Raw genomic sequence first — 20,085 nt, 5'->3', positions numbered from 1 at the left:
CGGACCCCGCGTCGCGCCGCACCGGCGGGCAACTCCGGCAGGTGCAGGACGGGCGGGTCACGGCCTCTACCTGTACGCCGCCGCCGAGACCCTCGGCATCAGCCGCGACGAGCTGGTCCAGTTGCTGCTCGACGGCCGCCAGAAGTACAGCTCGATCTTCAACTACCCCACCCTGAGCTGGGCCGACGTGGGCGCCATCGGGTGGCTGGTGGACGGCGCGGCGATCGTCAACCAGGTGCCGCTCTGCCGCTGCTCCTACGGCCCGTACGCCCGCGCCATGATCAGGGTCTGCAAGGAGGAGTCGTTCCACCAGCGGCAGGGCTACGAGATCCTGCACACCCTGGGGCACGGCACCCCCGCGCAGCAGGCGATGGCCCAGGAGGCGGTGGACCGTTGGTGGTACCCGTCGCTTGCCATGTTCGGGCCCCCGGACGGCGACTCCACCCACTCCGCCCAGTCGATGGCCTGGAAGATCAAGCGCTTCTCCAATGACGACCTGCGTCAACGCTTCGTCGACATGTGCGTCCAGCAGGCCGAGATCCTCGGGCTCCGCATCCCCGACGCCGACCTGCGCTGGAACGACGAGCGGCAGGCGTACGACTACACCCAGCCGGACTACGACGAGCTGATGCGGGTCATCTCCGGCGACGGGCCGTGCAACCGGGAACGGATCGCCCACCGCCGGGCCGCACACGCCGACGGCGCATGGGTACGTGAGGCCGCCGTGGCGTACGCCGCGAAGCGGGCAGAGCAGCGGGAGAAGGTGGCGGCGTGAGCGAGCGCACCGAGCAAGCCGAGCAGCCCGGCACGAGTCGGTCGCCGTTATGGGAGGTCTTCGTGCGGGCCCGGCGCGGGCTGTCGCACACGCACGTCGGCAGCCTGCACGCGCCCGACGCCGAGCTTGCCCTGCGCAACGCCCGGGACCTCTACACCCGCCGTCAGGAGGGCGTGTCGATCTGGGTGGTGCCGGCCGGCGCGATCACCGCGTCCAGCCCGGACGAGAAGGACGCCTTCTTCGACCCGGCCGCCGACAAGGTCTACCGCCACCCCACCTTCTACGAGGTGCCGGACGGGGTGGCCCACCTGTGAACGGGCCCTTCGACTTCACCCTGGCGCTCGCCGACGACGCGTTGGTCGCGGCCCAGCGGCTGGCCGAGTGGACGACCCGCGCTCCGGAGATGGAAGAGGACATCGCTCTTGCGAACATCGCCCTCGACCAGCTCGGCGCGGCGCGCCTGCTGCTGTCGTACGCGGGCGAGATGGAGGGTGCCGGGCGCGACGAGGACGCGCTGGCGTACCTGCGCGACGACCGCGAGTTCCGCAACGCGCTCCTGGTCGAGCTGCCCAACGGCGACTTCGCGGTGACGATGGCGAAGCTGTTCTTCCTGGCGGCGTACCAACTGCCGCTGTACGCGGCGTTGGCCGGCGGCGCGGACGAGCGGTTGGCCGCGATCGGCGCGAAGGCGCGCAAGGAGTCGGCGTACCACCTGGACCACGGCGCGACGTGGGTGAAGCGGCTCGGTGACGGCACCGAGGAGTCGCACCGTCGGATGCAGGCAGCCGTCGACCACGTGTGGCCGTACATCCATGAGCTGTTCGCCGCGGACCCGGCGGCGCCGGTCGACCCGGCCACCCTGCGGCCGGCGTTCGACGAGGTGGTCGGCACGGTGTTGGCCGAGGCGACGCTGACCCGGCCGGAGAGCGCCTGGGCGCCGGCGGGTGGACGGGCCGGTGTGCACACCGAGCACCTGGCCTACCTGCTCGCCGAGATGCAGGTGCTGCACCGCGCCCACCCCGGAGCGAAGTGGTGAGTGACGCGAGGACGGCCGCCGCGAGCGTGGTGGACCCCGAGATCCGGGTCATCACCATCGACGAGCTGGGCATCCTGCGCGCGGTCGAGGAAGATCCGGCCAGCGGCCGGGTCACCGTCACCATCACCCCGACCTACACCGGTTGCCCGGCGATGGACGTGATCCGGGCCGACATCCGCCGGGCACTGAGCGCTGCCGGCCACCCGGACGCCGAGGTCCAGACCGTCTTCAGCCCACCGTGGAGCACCGACTGGATCTCCGAGGGTGGGCGGGCCAAACTCGCCGCCGCCGGAATCGCCCCGCCGACTCCCGCGCCCGCCGCCGGCGTCGTGTCGCTGACGCTCGCGGTCCGCTGCCCGCAGTGCGGCTCGCCGGAGACCGAGCAGGTCAGCCGCTTCGGCTCCACCGCGTGCAAGGCACTGTGGCGGTGCCGTTCCTGCTCCGAACCCTTCGACCACGTGAAGGCGCTGTGACTGTCACCATCACCCGCCCGGCTCGCCGCCGGCCGGTCTTCCACCCGTTGTCCGTCGCCGCCGTCGACCGGCTCACCGACGACTCCGTGGCGGTGACCTTCGCCGTGCCCGAGGAGTTGCGGGACACCTTCGCGTTCCGCGCCGGCCAGCACCTCACGGTCCGGCGAGTCACCGAGGACGGCGCGGACGTGCGCCGGTCGTACTCGATCTGCTCCACCCCCGACGACCTGGCCCGGCACGGCCGGCTGCGGATCGGGGTGCGGGAGGTTCCTGGCGGGGCGTTCTCGGCGTTCGCCTGCGGGGCGCTGCGCGGCGGCGACACGGTCGAGGTGCTGCCGCCGCTGGGCACCTTCACCACGGCGTTCGCGCCGGACCGGGTGCGGCACTACGGCGCGGTCGTCGCGGGCTCCGGCATCACCCCCGTGCTCGGGCTGGTCGCGACCGCCCTGGCCGTCGAGCCGGCCAGCACCTTCACGCTCGTGTACGGCAACCGCACGGCGAACACGGTGATGTTCGCCGAGGAGTTGGCCGACCTGAAGGACCGCTATCCGACCCGGCTGCATCTGGTGCACGTCCTCTCCCGGGAACAGGGCGAGTCGCCGCTGCTCTCCGGTCGGATCGACGCCGAGCGGCTCGGCCGGTTGCTGGGCACCATCGTGCCGGGCGACCTGATCGAGGAGTGGTTCCTCTGCGGCCCGTACGGCATGGTGGTCGACGTCCGGGACGTGCTGACCGCACGCGGGCTGCCCGAGTCGGCGGTGCACACCGAGCTGTTCCACGTCGATGCGCCGCCGGAGCCGGTGCGCCGACCCGTCGACCAGGCGGGCGCCGGGGCCGAGGTGACGATCGTGCTGGACGGCCGGTCGTCGAGCTTCACCATGGGTCGCGAGGAACGGGTGCTCGACGCCGCGCTGAAGGTGCGGGGCGAGCTGCCATACGCCTGCAAGGGTGGTGTCTGCTCGACCTGCAAGGCGAAGGTCGTCGACGGCGCGGTCACGATGGCCCGCAACTACGCGCTGGAGCCCGACGAGCTGGCGGCGGGCTACGTGCTGACCTGCCAGTCCAGCCCGACCACCGACAAGCTTACGGTCGACTACGACGCCTGATCACCCACGCTTCCTGCAGATCTTGGACAGTTTCCGTCCCGTGAGAACTGTGCTGTCCCGATACATGTGTCAAGGGGAAGTCCCGATAGATGTGTCATGGGTTGTTGATCAAGCTGGTCGGGTGAGGCTGATGTAGGTCCGGTCGGGGTTGGGGTGGAAGTGGCCGAGGGGTTGGCCGTCGTGGTGGTAGATGGTGATGCGGTTGTGGTCGCGGATGGCGGTGACGGTGGTGCCGGCGTGGGTGGTGCCGACGCTGGTGCGGTGTCCGGCGACGCGGATGGCGCCGGTGCTGGCCACGAGGCAGTGGTGCAGGGTGGCGTCGGTCTGTGTGGGAAGGCTGGCCGGTCCGCCGAGGCTGGGCGCGTCTGTCCATGCCTGGGCGGGGGTGGCGCGTCGTGGTAGGGCGCTGTGGCGTCGTTCGGTGTTGTAGTAGCGGCGGTAGGCGTTGAGGAGGTTCTGCAGTTCGGCGCGGGTGCCGGGGGCGGGTTGGGTGCTCAGCCATTTCTTGAGGGTTTGGTGGTGGCGTTCGACTTTGCCGCAGGTTTGCGGGTGGTAGGGGCTGGAGTTGATGGGCCGCACGTGGTGGTCCAGGAGGCACTGAACGAACGTGGAGATCGATCCGGGTCGGGTCAGCCGGCTGGTGAACGCGGTGCCGTTGTCGGATAACACGATCGCGGGGACGCCGTACTCGCCGAAGGCTTGCCTGAGTGCGGTGAGGGCGCCTTCGGCGGTCTCCGCGGTCGCGGCGTGACAGCCGACGAGGGTTCGGGTGCAGTCGTCCAGGACGTCGAAGACCGTGGTCAGGCTGCCGTCGGCGAGCCGGACGTTCGTGGCGTCGATCTGGTAGCAGTCCCGGGGCCGGGCGTAGGCGAAGCGCCGAAACGAGCTGCGCGGCCGTTTCGCCGGGTTCCGTTCGAGGAGGTCATGCCGGGCTAGGACCCGGTTGATCGTCGACCTGGAGGGCACCGACCATGCCGCAGCGGTAGCGGCGTGCAGCTCGATGAGGGCATCACGGATGAAGTCGGCCCCGTTGTCCAGACCGAGTTCGGCCCGCAGCTTGCAGATCCAGGCGTCCAGCTCCGGTGGCGTCACCCGCGGACTGCTATGCGGGCGCCGGGACCGCTCACGCCACTCACCCACGTCCCGGATCCGTGCCTGATGCCGGTACACGGTACGCACCGACACACCATGCTCACGCGCGAACTCGGCCACGTTGATCCGCACCCCCGCAGCCAACTGGGCATCGAGCAGGTTCATGACAAGCCGCCGAGAAGCCATGCCAGGCACCATGGACCAGCACAACCAAGATCCCTACCAACTGACACATGTATCGGGACTTCACCACTGACAGATGTCATGGGACTGAATAGTCCCGTGAGAACGGAAACTGTCCAAGATCTCGGCCGGATGGGGGCGTGCGTCGTACCGGGGTGCTCGTCACCGGCGGCGGAGGTGCGCGGCGGTCGCCGAACGGGCGACGTAGGCTCGGGGTGTGACGGTGAGCCGGGAGATCGACGACATCCTGCAGCGCGGCGCGGACGGTGGGCGGATCACGCCCGAGGAGGCGTTGCTGCTCTACACCGAGGCGCCCTTCCACGCGCTTGGCGAGGCGGCGGACGCGGTGCGTCGGCGGCGCTACCCGGACAACGTTGTTACCTACCTGATCGATCGCAATGTCAACTACACGAACGTCTGCGTGACGGCGTGCAAGTTCTGCGCGTTCTACCGGGCACCGAAGCACACGGAAGGGTGGACCCACCCGACCGAGGAGATCCTGCGCCGGTGCGGTGAGGCGGTCGAGCTGGGCGCCACGCAGGTGATGCTCCAGGGCGGGCACCACCCGGACTACGGCGTGGAGTACTACGAGGAGCTGTTCTCCTCGGTCAAGCAGGCGTACCCGCAGCTGGTCATCCACTCGATCGGCCCCAGCGAGATCCTGCACATGGCGAAGGTCTCCGGGGTGAGCCTGGACGAGGCCATCGCCCGGATCAAGACCGCCGGCCTGGACTCGATCGCCGGTGCCGGCGCGGAGATGCTGCCCGAGCGCCCCCGTAAGGCCATCGCGCCGCTCAAGGAGTCGGGTGAGCGCTGGCTGGAGGTCATGGAGCTGGCTCACCGGCAGGGCATCGAGTCGACCGCCACCATGATGATGGGCACCGGCGAGACGCACGCCGAGCGCATCGAGCACCTGCGCATGATCCGGGACGTGCAGGACCGCACCCGCGGTTTCCGGTCCTTCATCCCGTGGACGTACCAGCCGGAGAACAACCACCTGAAGGGCCGCACCCAGGCGACCACGCTCGAGTACCTGCGGCTCGTCGCAGTGGCCCGGCTCTTCTTCGAGACGGTGCCGCACCTGCAGGCGTCCTGGTTGACCACCGGCAAGGACGTCGGCCAGCTCTCCCTGCACATGGGCGTGGACGACCTCGGCTCGATCATGCTGGAGGAGAACGTCATCTCCTCCGCCGGCGCCCGGCACCGTTCCAACCTGCACGAGCTGATCGGCATGATCCGGTCGGCGGACCGGATCCCCGCACAGCGCGACACCCTCTACAACCGGCTCGCCGTGCACCACACGCCGGCCGACGACCCGACCGACGAGCGGGTGGTCTCGCACTTCAGCTCGATCGCGCTGCCCGGCGGCGGTGCGGGCCGGTCCCTTCCCCTGGTGGACGTCAGCTGACCCGCGCGGCCCCACCGTTCGGCTGAGCGGCACTCATGCTCCTGCCGGGTAACCCCGGCGGGACGGGTGGTCCACGTCGCCGCAGCGTACGGCTCTGCCGCCCGGGGGTGGTGGAGATGATCGTCGGCCGCTAGCGTCCCGGCTCATATCCGTCACCACCGTCGCCAGACGGGGCTGTCCTCCATCGGCCCGCTGCGGGTCGTTCATATAACGCACGGCGGCACGGGCGGGATGGGCGACCATCCCGCCCGTACCGTCTGCCCAGCTCGGGCCGGACGGACGAAAACGTGCCCGCCTGCTGGCGTGGCAGATCGGCCTCCGATAGCGTCCGCTCGTTCCGCAACCATTCTCTTTCTTCCCTACCCCCGGGGGACTGATGACAGCGTTCCACCGCTCGACGCTGGTACGCGCCAGTGTCGTGGCGCTGCTCGCGGCCGGCGGCATCGCCGCCGTTGCCGCCCCAGCGCTTGCGGCCGAGCAGGCCGACCTGGCTCTGGTACCGCTCAGTTACAACCTGGCCAAGGGCGTCACGGAGGCCAAGAGCAAGCCGTTCAAGTTCACTGTCGACAACACCCGGAGCGAGGAAGACGCCAAGGGTGTCAGTTACACGGTGGACACCAGCAGGCTGAAGACGAACAAGGTGCGGGTCGTGGTGCCCGACGGCTGCCGGGTGAACGGCGAGAAGTTCACCTGCCGCCTCGGCGACCTGGCCGCCGGCACCAGCGAGGACTTCGGCATCCCGATCTTCTCCACCGGCGGTAAGGGCGCTGCCGGCACCCTGGTGGTCACCATCCGCTCGGCCACCGAGGACCCGAACAAGGCAGACAACAAGGTCGAGCACGACATCACCGTCACCGAGCCCGGGTACGACCTGACCAGCTGGGTGCAGGACGTCAACGCGAACGTCGTGGTGAACGGCGTGAACGGCGACGACCCCGACCTCCGGCCGGTGCGGCCGGGCGAGACGGTGCCTGTCGACTGGGCGGTCTACAACGACGGCAGCCGCAAGGCCACCGGCCTCGCCTACGTGCTCACCCTCCCGGCGGGCGTCACCTTCGACACCCTGCCGGACACCTGCACCGAGCAGACCTTCGGCGTCGCCCAGGCGCTCTGTCAGGACGACGGGGCGGTGATCCGGCCGGGTGACTACTACACGGCGGACATCAAGGTGACCGTCGGCAAGGACGTCACCGAGCCGGTGCTGCGGGTCGGCGAGCTGGTGGCGCACGGCCTGGACGCGGCAACCGGCACGCCCGAGGAGAAGCCGCAACGGGCCAGCGCCGCTCAGCGCAAGGCCTTCACCGAGGTCGACGAGGGTGACAACCAGGCGATCTTCGACGTCTTCGTCGACCTGGCCGTGGACCCGACGCCCACGCCGACGGTCACCCCGACCGGGTCGCCGACCCCGACGCCGACGGTCACCCCGACCGAGACGCCGACTCCGACGCCGACGGTCACCCCGACCGAGACGCCCACTCCGACGGAGACGCCGACTCCGACGCCGACGGTCACCCCGACGGAGACGCCGACCCCGACGGAGACGCCGACGCCGACCGAGACGCCGACGCCGACGGAGACGCCGACCCCGACGGAGACGCCGACTCCGACGCCGACGGTCACCCCGACGGAGACGCCGACCCCGACCCCGACCCCGACGCCGACCGAGACGCCGACGCCGACCGAGACGCCGACCCCGACCGAGACGCCCACTCCGACGCCGACGGTCACCCCGACCGAGACGCCGACGCCGACGCCGACGGAAACCCCGACGGGCACGCCCACGCCGACCGCGACGGCCACCCCGACGGCGAGCCCGAGCGGTACGACGACGCCCGGCGCGACCGTGTCGCCGGGTGCCGGTGGCGGCTCCGACGGTGGTGGCTCAGGCGGTGGTGGCCTGCCGGTGACAGGTGTGCAGGTGGGACTGATCGGCGGGATCGGCGTGATCATCCTGCTCGTCGGTGGGGCGCTGCTGGTGCTCACCCGCCGCCGCAAGGTGGTCATGGTCTCGCCGGCCGACGAGAAGTCGACCGACTGACCGAGGGCCACGGACGCGGGCACGAGGTGCGGGCGGGGTGGGCGACCACCCCGCCCGCTGTCGTACGGGGTGTGCGCCGCCCCACCCAGCGAGCGCCGGTTGGCGGTCGGCTGGCAGAGTGAAGGGGTGAGCCGTACCCCGCAGGGCCAGCGCGCCAGTCTGGACAAGCAGCCGCACGAGGTCGCCGCGATGTTCGATGGCGTGGCAGAGCGTTACGACCTGACCAACACGGTGATCTCGCTGGGCCAGGACCGCTCCTGGCGACGAGCCACCCGGGCGGCGCTCGGCCTGCGGCCGGGCGAGCGGGTGCTGGACGTGGGCGCCGGCACCGGCGTCTCGACGCGCGAGCTGGCCCAGTCCGGGGCGTACGCGGTCGGCGTCGACCTGTCGCTGGGCATGCTGTACACCGGCAAGCGCGCCCGCCCCGAGGTGCCGTTGCTGGCCGGTGACGCGCTGCGGCTGCCGTTCGCCGACGCGACCTTCGACGCGGTGACCATCTCGCTCGCGTTGCGCAACGTCAACGACACCGACGCGGCCCTCCGGGAGTTGGCCCGGGTGACCCGGCCGGGTGGCCGGCTTGTGGTGTGCGAGTTCAGCACCCCGGTCAACCCGCTCTTCCGGACGGTCTACCTGTCGTACCTGATGCGGTCGTTGCCGGTGGTCGCCCGAGCGGTGTCGAGCAACCCCGAGGCGTACGTCTATCTCGCCGAGTCGGTCCGGGCGTGGCCGGACCAGGCCGCGCTGGCCGGGCGGGTCGCCGCGGCCGGCTGGGGACGGGTGGGGTGGCGCAACCTGACAGGTGGTGTGGTGGCCCTGCACCGGGGGATCCGCGAGTAGCGGACCGCACCCCCCACACGGACATTATTCAGGTTTCGTGAATATCGGTCTTTAGTCCACTTTGCCCCGTACCCTCGGTGGTATGACCGGAGCAGACCCGACGGACCCGGTGGCCGCCACCGACAACGACGCGGCCGAACTCATCGCCCAGTTGCGGGCGTTGGCCGGGGCTGATCCGGTGGAGGTCCGGCAGGTGGTGGCCGAGGTGCTGGCGGCACTGGACCGGGCCGCGGGCGGGGCGCTGCGCGAACATCTGCCGGAGACCATTCGGGTCGACGCGGGCCTGGACGCTCCCAGTCCGGCCTGACACCTGACCGCTGTGGACGGTCATCGGCTGTCACATCGGCGAGTTAGGTACCCCTGATCCTGCGCTGGTATGACGCCGGTCATACACTCGTCCCGTCTGGCTTGTGAAGCATTTCACGAGCGTGCGGGAGGAGGCGCGAATGACCGCGGTGGAACACGACGCCGACGTCATCGTCGTGGGCGCCGGTCCCGGTGGGTCAGCGACTGCGTACCACCTGGCCCGGCACGGCGTACGGGTGCTGTTGTTGGAGAAGACCGAGTTCCCCCGAGAGAAGGTCTGCGGCGACGGGTTGACCCCGCGCGCGGTGCGGCAACTCATCCGGATGGGTGTGGACACCTCGCCCGAGGCGGGCTGGCTGCACAACCGTGGCCTGCGGGTCATCGGCGGCGGGGTGCGCCTCGAACTGGACTGGCCAGAGCTGGCCAGCTTCCCCAACTACGGTCTGGTGCGTACGCGACTGGACTTCGACGACCTGCTCGCCCAGCGGGCGGTGGCCGCCGGCGCGAAGCTGCGGACCAGCGTTAACGTGCTGGGCCCAGTGCTCGACGGCGACGGCCGGGTGACCGGTGTCGAGGCGGAGGTCGGGCCGGGCAAGGAGCCCACCACCTTCCACGCCCCGCTCGTCGTCGCGGCGGACGGCGTCTCCGGCCGGTTCCCGCTCGCTCTCGGGCTGGCCAAGCGGGAGGACCGGCCGATCGGCGTCGCCGTCCGCCGCTACTACCGCTCGCCGGCCAAGCACGAGGACAACTACTTGGAGTCCTGGCTGGAGCTGCGCAGCAAGGACAGCGGCGACAACCTGCTGCCCGGGTACGGCTGGATCTTCGGCCTCGGTGACGGGCGGGTCAACGTCGGTCTCGGCGTGCTCAACTCGTCGTCGGCGTTCGGCAAGACCAACTACCGTCGGCTGCTCACCGACTGGCTCGCCAACACGCCGGTTGACTGGGGGATGACCGACGAGGCCAACGCGGACGGCCCGATCCTCGGCGCCGCGCTGCCGATGGGCTTCAACCGGGTGCCGCACTACACGCGGGGCGTGCTGCTTGTCGGCGACTCGGGCGGCATGGTCAACCCCTTCAACGGCGAGGGCATCGCGTACGCGATGGAGTCCGGCGAGCTGGCCGCGGAGGTCGTGGTCCAGGCCCTCGCCCGACCGGCCGGGCCGGAACGCGAGCGCGCCCTGATGGCGTACCCGAACGAGCTGAAGGCCCGGCTCGGCGGTTACTACCGGCTGGGCGGCATTTTCGTGAAACTGATCGGCCGCCCCGAGATCATGCGGATCGCCACCAAACACGGCATGCCGCACCCGACGCTGATGCGTTTCGTGCTCAAGCTGTTGGCCAACCTGACCGACCCGCGTGGCGGGGACGCGATGGACCGGGTCATCAACGCGATGACGAAGGCTGCCCCAGCCGTCTGAGTAGGACGGCATCGGTGCTGGTCAAGGCCCCGACGCCGACAAAGATCGACCCCCGCCGACTGCCACTGCGAGGGACGTGAATAGTGTGATTTTCGTCAAGCACCGAGGGCAGGGAAGGACGAGCAGGAGAAAACGATGTCGCTCTCGCCTTACGCACCGATCATCGGGCTGTTCGCCCTCGCCGCGGCGTTCTCGCTGTTTTCCGTCGGCGCCGCCCGCTTCGCCGGTCCCCGTCGCTACAACAAGGCCAAACTCGAGGCTTACGAGTGCGGCATCGAGCCCAGCCCGCAGCCGGTCGGCGGCGGGCGGTTCCCGATCAAGTTCTACCTGACGGCGATGCTCTTCATCGTCTTCGACATCGAGATCATCTTCCTCTACCCCTGGGCGGTCTCGTTCGACGCTCTGCCGATCTTCGGCTTCGTGGAGATGGTCCTGTTCATCGTCGCGGTCTTCGTTGCGTACGCCTACGTGTGGCGGCGCGGCGGCCTGGACTGGGACTGAGGAAGGAACGTCAGATGGGCATCGAGGAGAAGCTTCCCGCCGGCGTCCTGCTCACCTCGGTGGAGAAGCTGGTCAACTGGTCTCGGAAGTCGTCCGTGTGGGGCGCCACCTTCGGCCTGGCCTGCTGTGCCATCGAGATGATGGCCGCCGGTGGTCCGCACTACGACATGGGCCGCTGGGGCATGGAGGTCTTCCGGGCGTCGCCCCGGCAGGCCGACCTGATGATCGTGGCCGGCCGGGTGAGTCAGAAGATGGCCCCGGTGCTGCGCCAGATCTACGACCAGATGGCCGAACCGCGCTGGGTGCTCTCGATGGGCGTCTGCGCCAGCAGCGGTGGCATGTTCAACAACTACGCGATCGTGCAGGGCGTCGACCACGTGGTGCCTGTCGACATGTACCTGCCCGGCTGCCCGCCGCGGCCGGAGATGCTCATCGACGCGATCCTCAAGCTCCGCGAGAAGATCATGTACGAGCCGCTGGGCCCGAACGGTCGCAAGATGCTCGCGGCCCGCCAGGAGCGTGGCGACGTTCCGGTCGTGCCCTACGGCTCGATGCCCTCCTCGTACCGCAGTGACAAGGCCCGGCGGGCCGAGTGGACCCGGGCGGTCCGCGAGGGCCGCGAGGAGCAGCTGCGCATCGAGAACTGGATGAACGCTCAGAACCACCTCCACCCGCAGGTAGGCCCGAAATGACGTCACCCACGGACAAGCCACACGACGGCGGGGTGCCGGTGCCGGTCACGCCGGTCGGCGCCAGCAGCACCGCCCCGGCCGAGTACCCGCCGGCCAGCCCGGCCGGTCGCGGCATGTTCGGCAACCAGGGCACCGGCGACGTGTCCGGTTACGGCGGCCTGGTCCGCCAGCGCCAGCCCATCGAGGAGGCGGCCCGGCCGTACGGGGGCTACTTCGACGAGGTCCGCGACGCGTTGGAGGAGGCGTACCCGGCCTTCAACGACGCGATCGAGAAGGTCGTGGTCGACCGGGGTGAGCTGACCCTGCACGTACGCCCGGAGCGGATCGCCGAGGTCTGCCAGGTGATGCGGGACGACCTGGCGCTGCGGTTCGAGCTGTGCTCCTCGGTGTCCGGTGCGGACTACCTGGGCGCCGACGAACGCCGGCTGCACGTGGTCTACCTGCTCACCTCGATGACCTACCGCCGGCGGGTCCGGTTGGAGGCCGCGGTCTCCGTCGAGTCCCCGAACCTGCCAAGCGTGACCGCCGTCTACCCGACCGCGGACTGGCAGGAGCGCGAGGCGTACGACATGTTCGGCATCGTCTTCGACGGTCACCCCAGTCTGACCCGGATCCTCATGCCGGACGACTGGGAGGGTCACCCGCAGCGCAAGGACTACCCGCTCGGCGGCGTCCCCGTCGAGTACAAGGGCGCGGAGATCCAGCCGCCGAACGAGCGGAGGTCGTACCAGTGACGACGTCGAACTACGCCAGCGAGCGCGAGACCGACGAGGGGCGGGTCTTCACCGTCACCGGCGGGGACTGGGACACGATCGTCGCGGGCACCGACCCGATCAACGACGAGCGGATCGTGGTCAACATGGGCCCGCAGCACCCGTCAACGCACGGGGTGTTGCGGCTGATCCTGGAGCTGGAGGGCGAGACGGTCCGCGAGGCCCGCTCGGTCGTCGGCTACCTGCACACCGGCATCGAGAAGAACCTCGAATACCGCAACTGGGTCCAGGGCTCGACGTTCGTGACCCGGATGGACTACCTCGCCCCGATCTTCAACGAGACGGCGTACGCCCTCGCGGTCGAGAAGCTGCTCGGCGTCACCGACGACATCACCGAGCGGGCCACCACGATCCGCGTGCTGATGATGGAGCTCAACCGGATCTCGTCGCACCTGGTCTGGTTGGCCACCACCGGCATGGAGCTGGGCGCCATCTCGATCATGCTGTACGGCTTCCGCGAGCGGGAGTACATCCTCGACATCTTCGAGACCATCACCGGCCTGCGGATGAACCACGCGTACGTGCGGCCGGGCGGGGTGGCGCAGGACGTGCCGGACGACGCGGTCCGCAAGATCCGCGAGTTCCTCAAGATGATGCCGAAGAAGCTCAAGGAGTACGAGGACCTCCTCTCCGGCCAGCCGATCTGGACCGAGCGGACCAAGGGCGTCGCGGTGCTTGACGTCACCGGCTGCGTGGCTCTCGGCATCACCGGCCCGGTGCTGCGCTCCGCCGGCCTCGCCTGGGACCTGCGCAAGACCATGCCGTACTGCGGCTACGAGACGTACGAGTTCGACGTGCCGACCCACCCGGACGGCGACGTGTGGGGCCGCTACCAGGTTCGGCTCGCCGAGATCCGGGAGTCGCTGAAGCTCGTCGAGCAGGCCCTGGACCGGCTTCGTCCGGGCCCGGTGATGGTCGCCGACCGCAAGATCGCCTGGCCGGCGCAGCTGGCCATCGGTGTGGACGGCATGGGCAACTCGCTCGAGCACGTCGCAAAGATCATGGGTCAGTCGATGGAGTCGCTGATCCACCACTTCAAGCTGGTGACCGAGGGCTTCCGGGTCCCGCCCGGCCAGGTGTACGTCGCCATCGAGGCGCCCCGTGGCGAGCTGGGCGTCCACGCCGTCTCCGACGGTGGCACCCGGCCCTACCGGGTGCACTACCGGGAGCCGAGCTTCGTCAACCTCCAGGCCCTCCCGGCGATGGCCGAGGGCGGCCTGATCGCCGACGTGATCGCCGGCGGCGCCTCGTTGGACCCGGTGATGGGTGGGTGTGACCGATGACTTTCACTGACACGACTCGGGAGCGGGCGCGCGAGATCATCGCCCGTTACCCGGCGGACCGGTCCCGCTCGGCACTGCTGCCGCTGCTGCACCTGGTGCAGGCCGAGGAGGGGTACGTCTCCCCGGCCGGGGTCGCGTTCTGCGCCGAGGTGCTGGGGTTGAACAAGGCCCAGGTCGGCGCGGTGGCCACCTTCTACACGATGTACAAGCGCAAGCCGACCGGCGACTTCCTGGTCAGCGTCTGCACCAACACGATGTGCAACGTGCTCGGTGGCCAGGAGGTCTACGACACCCTCGCCGAGCACCTGGGCGTCGGCCACGACGAGACGACCGCCGACGGCACGATCACGCTTGAGCACGCCGAGTGCCTGGCGGCGTGCGACTACGGCCCGGTGATGACCGTCAACTACGACTTCTTCGACGGCGTGGACGCCTCCACCGCGGTCGGGGTGGTCGACGAGCTGCGCGCCGGCGGTCGGCCGATGCCGACCCGGGGCGCCCGGCTCTGCACGCTCAAGGAGATGGCGGTGCAGCTCGCCGGTTTCGCCGACGAGCGCGCGGAGGCGGTCGCCGACGGCGGGCCGGGCGAGCCGACCCTGCGCGGGCTGCGGCTGGCCCAGCAGCACGGCGTCTCGGTGCCGGGCTTCGACCCGAACACCCCGATCCGCAGCAAGGCCGAGGCCGACAAGGCCGCCGCCGAGGCGAAGGCGAAGGCGGAGGCCGCCAAGCCGGCACCCGTCGAAGCCAGCGCGGCACCGGTCAAGGGTGGCGACGGGGCGTCCGCCCCCACCACCGGGAGCCCGACGGACACCACGGCGCCCGCGTCCCCTGACGCGCAGAAGGCCGAGGCCGCCGGCGTGGCGGCCAACCCGCCGGCCGGCGACGGCAAGCCCGCCGGCGACGAGGCCGGGGCGCAGGAGCGAAACCTCACCGAAGCGAAGGCAGGGACGGACGCCGACGGCACGACCTCCTCCGACGCGAACGAAACGGGGGCCCAGAAGTGACAACTCCCCGCCCGGAGACGCTGGCCAAGCTGACGCCGGTGCTGACCAAGCGCTGGCTTTCGCCGGACGCCTGGCAGATCGGCACGTACGAGCAGCTGGACGGCTACGCCGCGCTGCGCAAGGCGCTCAAGGCCCACCCGGACGACCTGATCCAGCTGATCAAGGACTCCGGGCTGCGGGGCCGAGGCGGCGCCGGCTTCCCGACCGGCCTCAAGTGGGGCTTCATCCCGCAGGGCGACGGTAAGCCGCACTACCTGGTGGTCAACGCCGACGAGGGCGAGCCGGGCACCTGCAAGGACCTGCCGCTGATGACCCACGACCCGCACGCGCTCGTCGAGGGCGTGATCATCGCGTCGTACGCGATCCGGGCCGCCCGCGCATACATCTACATCCGGGGCGAGGCGGTGCACGCCGCGCGTCGGCTGCGCAACGCGGTCCAGGAGGCGTACGACAAGGGTTACCTGGGCCGGAACATCCTGCGCAGCGGCTACGACCTGGAGCTGGTGGTGCACTCCGGCGCCGGGGCGTACATCTGCGGCGAGGAGACGGCACTTCTGGACTCGCTCGAGGGGTTCCGGGGTCAGCCCCGGCTGCGCCCGCCGTTCCCGGCCACCCACGGCCTGTACGCGAGCCCGACGGTGGTGAACAACGTCGGCACCATCGCCAGCGTGCCGCCGATCGTGCTCGGTGGGGCCGACTGGTGGAAGAGCATGGGCACCGAGAAGTCCTCCGGGCCGATGATCTACTCGCTCTCCGGCCGGGTCGCCAACCCGGGCCAGTACGAGTGCTCGATGGGTGTCACGCTGCGTGAGCTGTTGGAGTTGGCCGGTGGCATGCAGCCCGGTCACAACCTGCGGTTCTGGACCCCGGGCGGCTCGTCCACCCCGCTGCTCGCCGCCGAGCACCTGGACGTGCCACTCGACTTCGAGGGGGTGGCGGCGGCCGGCTCGATCCTCGGCACCACGGCCACCCAGATCTTCTCCGACCAGGACTGCCCGGTCTACGCGACGTACCGGTGGCTGGAGTTCTACCACCACGAGTCGTGCGGCAAGTGCACCCCGTGCCGCGAGGGCAACTACTGGATGGTCCGGGTCTACCGGCGGATCCTCGCCGGCCAGGGCACCCACGAGGACCTGGACACCCTTCTGGACACCTGCGACAACATCCTCGGCCGCTCGTTCTGCGGTCTGGGTGACGGCGCGACCAGCTCGGTGACCTCGTCGTTGCAGTACTTCAAGCAGGACTACCTCGACTACATCGAGGGACGTACCGCTCCGAAGCTGTCGGAGAAGACCCTGGTAGGGGCGCACTGATGACCGACGTAGCCAAGCAGACCGAGACCGTCACCCTCACCATCGACGGCGTCGAGGTCACCGCCCCCAAGGGGACGCTGCTGATCCGGGTCGCCGAGCAGATGGGCACCGAGATCCCCCGGTTCTGCGACCACCCGCTGCTGGCCCCGGCCGGCGCGTGCCGGCAGTGCCTGGTCGAGGTGGAGGGGCAGCGCAAGCCGGTCGCCTCGTGCACCCAGACCGTCGCCGACGGCATGGTCGTGCGGACCCAGATCACCTCCCCGGTCGCCAAGAAGGCGCAGGAGGGGGTGATGGAGCTGCTGCTGCTCAACCACCCGCTGGACTGCCCGATGTGTGACAAGGGCGGCGAGTGCCCGCTCCAGAACCAGGCGATGTCCACCGGCCGTACCGACTCGCGCTTCCACGAGCACAAGCGGGAGTACGAGAAGCCGATGGCGATCAGCAGCCAGGTGCTGCTGGACCGCGAGCGGTGCGTGCTCTGCCAGCGGTGCACCCGCTTCTCCGAGGAGATCGCCGGCGACAAGTTCATCGACCTGATGGGCCGGTCGTCCGCCGAGGAGATCAACATCTACCGGGACGACGCGTACGGCGCGGAGTCCGGTGAGGACGGTGGAGACGTCCCGTTCAACTCCTACTTCTCCGGCAACACCGTCCAGATCTGCCCGGTGGGTGCGCTGACCGGCGCCCAGTACCGCTTCCGGGCCCGCCCGTTCGACCTGGTCTCCAGCCCGAGCGTCTGCGAGCACTGCTCGGCCGGCTGCGGGCAGCGCACCGACTGGCGGCGCGGCAAGGTGCTGCGCCGGCTGGCCGGCGACGAGCCGGCGGTGAACGAGGAGTGGAACTGCGACAAGGGCCGGTGGGGCTTCCAGTACACCCGGGCCGCCGACCGGCTGACCACTCCGCTGGTCCGCGACGAGCACACCGGTGAGCTGCGCGAGGCGTCCTGGAGCGAGGCGCTCACCGTCGCCGCCGAGGGCCTGCACATCGCTCGGGAGAGCGGGCAGGGCACCGCGGTGCTCACCGGGGGTCGGCTGACCGTCGAGGACGCGTACGCGTACGCCAAGTTCGCCCGGGTCGCGTTGAACACCAACGACATCGACTTCCGGGCCCGGCCGGTCTCCCGCGAGGAGGCCGACTTCCTGGCCAGCTCGGTCGCCGGGGTCACCGACGTCACCTACACCGACGTGGAGAACGCGCCGGCGGTGGTGCTCGTCGGCCTGGAGCCCGAGGAGGAGTGCCCGATCCTCTTCCTGCGGCTGCGCAAGGCGTACCTGAAGAAGACCCTGACGGTGTACGCGCTGGCGCCGTTCGCCACCCGCGGCCTGGAGAAGCTCGGTGCCAAGCTGGCCCGGGTGGTGCCGGGCGAGGAGGCGAGCGTGCTCGCCGAGCACGCCACGGTCACCGAGGCGCTGAGCGCGCCGGGCGCGATCCTGATCGTCGGCGAGCGGTTGGCCACCGTGCCGGGTGGGCTCTCCGCCGCGGCGGACGTGGCCCGGCGTACCGGCGCGAAGCTGGCCTGGGTGCCACGGCGCGCGGGTGACCGCGGCGCTGTCGACGCGGGCTGCCTGCCCAACCTGCTCCCCGGTGGACGCCTGGTCACCGAGCCGGCCGCCAGGGCCGAGCTGGGTGAGGCCTGGGACATCCCGGCCGGGGTGATCCCGAGCCAGGCCGGTCGGGACACCGACGGCATCCTGACCGCCGCCGCCAACGGGCAGCTCGGCGCACTCGTGGTCGGCGGTGTCGACCCGGCCGACCTGGCCGACCCGCGCCTGGCCGAGTCCGCCCTGGACGCGGTGCCGTTCCTGGTCAGCCTCGAGCTGAAGGCCAGCGCGGTGACCCGACGGGCGAACGTGGTGCTGCCGGTCGCCCCGGTGGCCGAGAAGGCCGGCAGCTTCCTGGACTGGGAGGGCCGGCTGCGCCCGTTCGACGCGGTGCTGAACACCGCCGCGATGACCGACGGCCGGGTGCTCGACGCACTCGCCGCGCTGCTCGACGTGCGCCTCGGCACGGCCGACGTGCTCAGCGTGCGTCGCGAACTGGGCGCGCTGCCGGCGACCCGGATGTCTCGACCGGCCGCGCCGTCGGTCGCGCCGGGCCGGGTGCCGCAGCCGAACGCCGGGGAGGCCGTACTCGCGACCTGGCACCAGCTGGTGGACCTCGGCACCCTGACCGAGGGCGACGAGAACCTCGCAGGGACCGCCCGTCCGCCGGTGGTCCGGCTGGGTAAGGGCACCGCCGAGGTGCTCGGTGTGGTCGACGGTGACGCGGTCACGGTCGGCACCGACCGGGGGGCGCTGACCTTACCGGCGGAGATCACCGAGATGCCGGACGGCGTGGTCTGGCTGCCGACCAACTCACCCGGCTCGACCGTGCGGCGCAGCCTCGGGGCGACGTCCGGCGCGGTCGTCCGGATCTCCGTCCCCGCATCGGGTACGGCCATCCCGGCCGGACGCGTGGCGGCCGACGAGACCATCCTCAGTTCTGGGGGTAACCAGTGAACTCGATCGTCCTGGCCCAGGATCCGACGCTCGCCGACTTCGGCCGGGATCCTTGGTGGCTGGTTCTCGGCAAGATCGTCTTCGCGTTCGCCTTCGGTCTGCTGGCCACCCTGCTCGGTGTCTGGTTCGAGCGGCGCGTCGTCGGCTACATGCAGGTGCGGCCCGGCCCCAATCAGGTCGGCCCGTTCGGCCTGCTGCAGACCCTCGCCGACGGCCTGAAGATGGCCTTCAAGGAGGACATCCTGCCGAAGGCGGCCGACAAGGTCGTCTACTTCTTCGCGCCGACCATCTCGGTGATCTGCGCGGTCACCGCCCTGTCGGTGATCCCGTTCGGCCCGATGGTGAGCATCTTCGGCCACCAAACGCCGTTGCAGGTCACCGACGTGCCGGTGGCGGTGCTGCTGCTGCTCGCCTGCTCGTCGATGGGCGTCTACGGCATCGTGCTCGGCGGTTGGGCCTCCGGCTCGACGTACCCGCTCCTCGGTGGGTTGCGGTCGAGCGCCCAGATGATCTCGTATGAGGTCGCCATGGGGCTCAGCATCGTGGCGGTCTTCATGACCGCCGGCACGATGAGCACCAGCGGGATCGTCGCCGCCCAGGGCGACGCGACCGAGCTGACCATCTTCGGCCAGCCGATCCCCGCGCCGGGCTGGTACGCGATCCTGCTGCTGCCCAGCTTCATCATCTTCTTCATCGCCACGGTGGGTGAGACCAACCGGGCGCCGTTCGACCTCCCCGAAGCCGAGTCCGAGCTGGTCGCCGGCTTCATGACGGAGTACAGCTCGCTGAAGTTCGCGCTCTTCATGCTCAGCGAGTACGTCGCGATGGTGACCATGTCCGCCGTCACCACCACGCTGTTCCTGGGCGGTTGGCGAGCGCCGTGGCCGATCACCATCTGGGAGGGCGCCAACTCCGGTTGGTGGCCGATGCTCTGGTTCTTCGGCAAGGTGATCGCGCTGGTCTTCGTCTTCGTGTGGCTGCGCGGCACGCTGCCCCGGCTGCGGTACGACCAGTTCATGCGGCTCGGCTGGAAGGTGCTGCTGCCGATCAACCTGGTCTGGATCCTGGTCCTGTCGGGCCTGCGCTCCATCGAGGACTGGGACACCCGCGGCAAGATCATCGCTGTTGGCATTCCGGCCGGAATCCTGCTGCTCGCCACGATCTTCTGGCCCAGCCGGCGGCCGAAGCCGACGCCGACGACGCAGGAACAGGTCGACAACCGGCCGCACGGGAGCTTCCCGCTGCCACCGATGGATCTTCAGGTACCACCGAGCCCGCGTATCACGCGCGTGGTCGCCGAGCGGGAGCCGGCCAACATCGTTGCCGGCTCGGACTCCAGGGAGGTGTGA

17 protein-coding genes and 2 pseudogenes are annotated in these 20,085 nt (G+C 70.3%); 18 read left to right on the top strand and 1 reads right to left on the bottom strand.

Going from position 1 to position 20,085, the window contains the following annotated elements:
* The 5 genes and pseudogenes from paaA to paaE form a co-directional block, all read left to right on the top strand.
* A pseudogene (gene paaA / locus ACWER9_RS15105) lies at nucleotides 1-775 on the top strand (1,2-phenylacetyl-CoA epoxidase subunit PaaA); the annotation flags it as partial.
* Nucleotides 772-1,089 carry a 1,2-phenylacetyl-CoA epoxidase subunit PaaB gene (paaB, locus tag ACWER9_RS15100; RefSeq protein ID WP_452302385.1) on the top strand — a complete coding sequence of 106 codons (318 nt, stop codon included), beginning with the start codon at nucleotides 772-774 and terminating at the stop codon, nucleotides 1,087-1,089. The pseudogene paaA and the gene paaB, both read left to right, overlap by 4 nt.
* Nucleotides 1,086-1,811, top strand: coding sequence for a 1,2-phenylacetyl-CoA epoxidase subunit PaaC (gene paaC, locus ACWER9_RS15095; protein ID WP_452302384.1), 726 nt, complete (start codon nucleotides 1,086-1,088; stop codon nucleotides 1,809-1,811). Before paaB ends, paaC begins: the two co-directional genes overlap by 4 nt.
* Nucleotides 1,808-2,284: a 1,2-phenylacetyl-CoA epoxidase subunit PaaD gene (gene paaD, locus ACWER9_RS15090; RefSeq protein ID WP_452302383.1), complete on the top strand. Its 477-nt coding sequence runs from the start codon at nucleotides 1,808-1,810 to the stop codon at nucleotides 2,282-2,284. Before paaC ends, paaD begins: the two co-directional genes overlap by 4 nt.
* Nucleotides 2,281-3,390: a 1,2-phenylacetyl-CoA epoxidase subunit PaaE gene (gene paaE / locus ACWER9_RS15085; RefSeq protein ID WP_452302382.1), complete on the top strand. Its 1,110-nt coding sequence runs from the start codon at nucleotides 2,281-2,283 to the stop codon at nucleotides 3,388-3,390. The genes paaD and paaE overlap by 4 nt, the downstream gene beginning before the upstream one ends.
* A 108-nt stretch (nucleotides 3,391-3,498) precedes the next feature.
* Here paaE and ACWER9_RS15080 read toward each other — a convergent pair whose 3' ends face one another.
* On the bottom strand, nucleotides 3,499-4,668 hold the full coding sequence (locus ACWER9_RS15080; RefSeq protein WP_452302381.1) for a DDE-type integrase/transposase/recombinase: 1,170 nt from the start codon (nucleotides 4,666-4,668) through the stop codon (nucleotides 3,499-3,501).
* Nucleotides 4,669-4,882: 214 nt separating this feature from the next.
* Between ACWER9_RS15080 and mqnC the strand changes: the two genes are divergently transcribed.
* From mqnC to nuoH, 13 genes and pseudogenes are all read left to right on the top strand, one after another.
* Nucleotides 4,883-6,073: a cyclic dehypoxanthinyl futalosine synthase gene (gene mqnC / locus ACWER9_RS15075; RefSeq protein ID WP_452302380.1), complete on the top strand. Its 1,191-nt coding sequence runs from the start codon at nucleotides 4,883-4,885 to the stop codon at nucleotides 6,071-6,073.
* A gap of 376 nt (nucleotides 6,074-6,449) precedes the next feature.
* A pseudogene (locus ACWER9_RS15070) lies at nucleotides 6,450-7,499 on the top strand (cell wall anchor protein); the annotation flags it as partial.
* Between the two features lie 738 nt (nucleotides 7,500-8,237).
* Complete coding sequence (locus tag ACWER9_RS15065) at nucleotides 8,238-8,948, top strand: demethylmenaquinone methyltransferase (protein WP_452302379.1); 711 nt, start codon at nucleotides 8,238-8,240, stop codon at nucleotides 8,946-8,948.
* 82 nt (nucleotides 8,949-9,030) lie between these two features.
* Nucleotides 9,031-9,255, top strand: coding sequence for a hypothetical protein (locus ACWER9_RS15060; RefSeq protein ID WP_452302378.1), 225 nt, complete (start codon nucleotides 9,031-9,033; stop codon nucleotides 9,253-9,255).
* A gap of 139 nt (nucleotides 9,256-9,394) precedes the next feature.
* Entirely contained in the window at nucleotides 9,395-10,672 is a 1,278-nt protein-coding gene (locus ACWER9_RS15055; protein WP_452302377.1) for a geranylgeranyl reductase family protein, read from the top strand.
* 135 nt (nucleotides 10,673-10,807) lie between these two features.
* On the top strand, nucleotides 10,808-11,173 hold the full coding sequence (locus ACWER9_RS15050; RefSeq protein WP_007454588.1) for an NADH-quinone oxidoreductase subunit A: 366 nt from the start codon (nucleotides 10,808-10,810) through the stop codon (nucleotides 11,171-11,173).
* A 14-nt stretch (nucleotides 11,174-11,187) separates the two neighbouring features.
* Entirely contained in the window at nucleotides 11,188-11,865 is a 678-nt protein-coding gene (locus ACWER9_RS15045; protein WP_088986765.1) for a NuoB/complex I 20 kDa subunit family protein, read from the top strand.
* A complete protein-coding gene (locus tag ACWER9_RS15040; RefSeq protein WP_452302376.1) occupies nucleotides 11,862-12,599 on the top strand; it encodes an NADH-quinone oxidoreductase subunit C in 738 nt (245 codons plus the stop codon). Before ACWER9_RS15045 ends, ACWER9_RS15040 begins: the two co-directional genes overlap by 4 nt.
* On the top strand, nucleotides 12,596-13,921 hold the full coding sequence (locus tag ACWER9_RS15035) for an NADH-quinone oxidoreductase subunit D (RefSeq protein WP_452302375.1): 1,326 nt from the start codon (nucleotides 12,596-12,598) through the stop codon (nucleotides 13,919-13,921). The genes ACWER9_RS15040 and ACWER9_RS15035 overlap by 4 nt, the downstream gene beginning before the upstream one ends.
* Nucleotides 13,918-14,925: an NADH-quinone oxidoreductase subunit NuoE gene (nuoE, locus tag ACWER9_RS15030; protein ID WP_452302374.1), complete on the top strand. Its 1,008-nt coding sequence runs from the start codon at nucleotides 13,918-13,920 to the stop codon at nucleotides 14,923-14,925. The genes ACWER9_RS15035 and nuoE overlap by 4 nt, the downstream gene beginning before the upstream one ends.
* Nucleotides 14,922-16,238: an NADH-quinone oxidoreductase subunit NuoF gene (nuoF, locus tag ACWER9_RS15025; RefSeq protein WP_091395571.1), complete on the top strand. Its 1,317-nt coding sequence runs from the start codon at nucleotides 14,922-14,924 to the stop codon at nucleotides 16,236-16,238. The genes nuoE and nuoF overlap by 4 nt, the downstream gene beginning before the upstream one ends.
* Entirely contained in the window at nucleotides 16,238-18,736 is a 2,499-nt protein-coding gene (locus tag ACWER9_RS15020; protein ID WP_452302373.1) for an NADH-quinone oxidoreductase subunit G, read from the top strand. The genes nuoF and ACWER9_RS15020 overlap by 1 nt, the downstream gene beginning before the upstream one ends.
* Complete coding sequence (gene nuoH / locus ACWER9_RS15015; RefSeq protein WP_452302372.1) at nucleotides 18,733-20,085, top strand: NADH-quinone oxidoreductase subunit NuoH; 1,353 nt, start codon at nucleotides 18,733-18,735, stop codon at nucleotides 20,083-20,085. The genes ACWER9_RS15020 and nuoH overlap by 4 nt, the downstream gene beginning before the upstream one ends.

It is taken from the genome of Micromonospora sp. NPDC003944 (assembly GCF_053605225.1).
The sequence above is the reverse complement of the archived record's forward strand: the minus strand, read 5'-3'. Positions and strand labels throughout refer to the sequence as shown.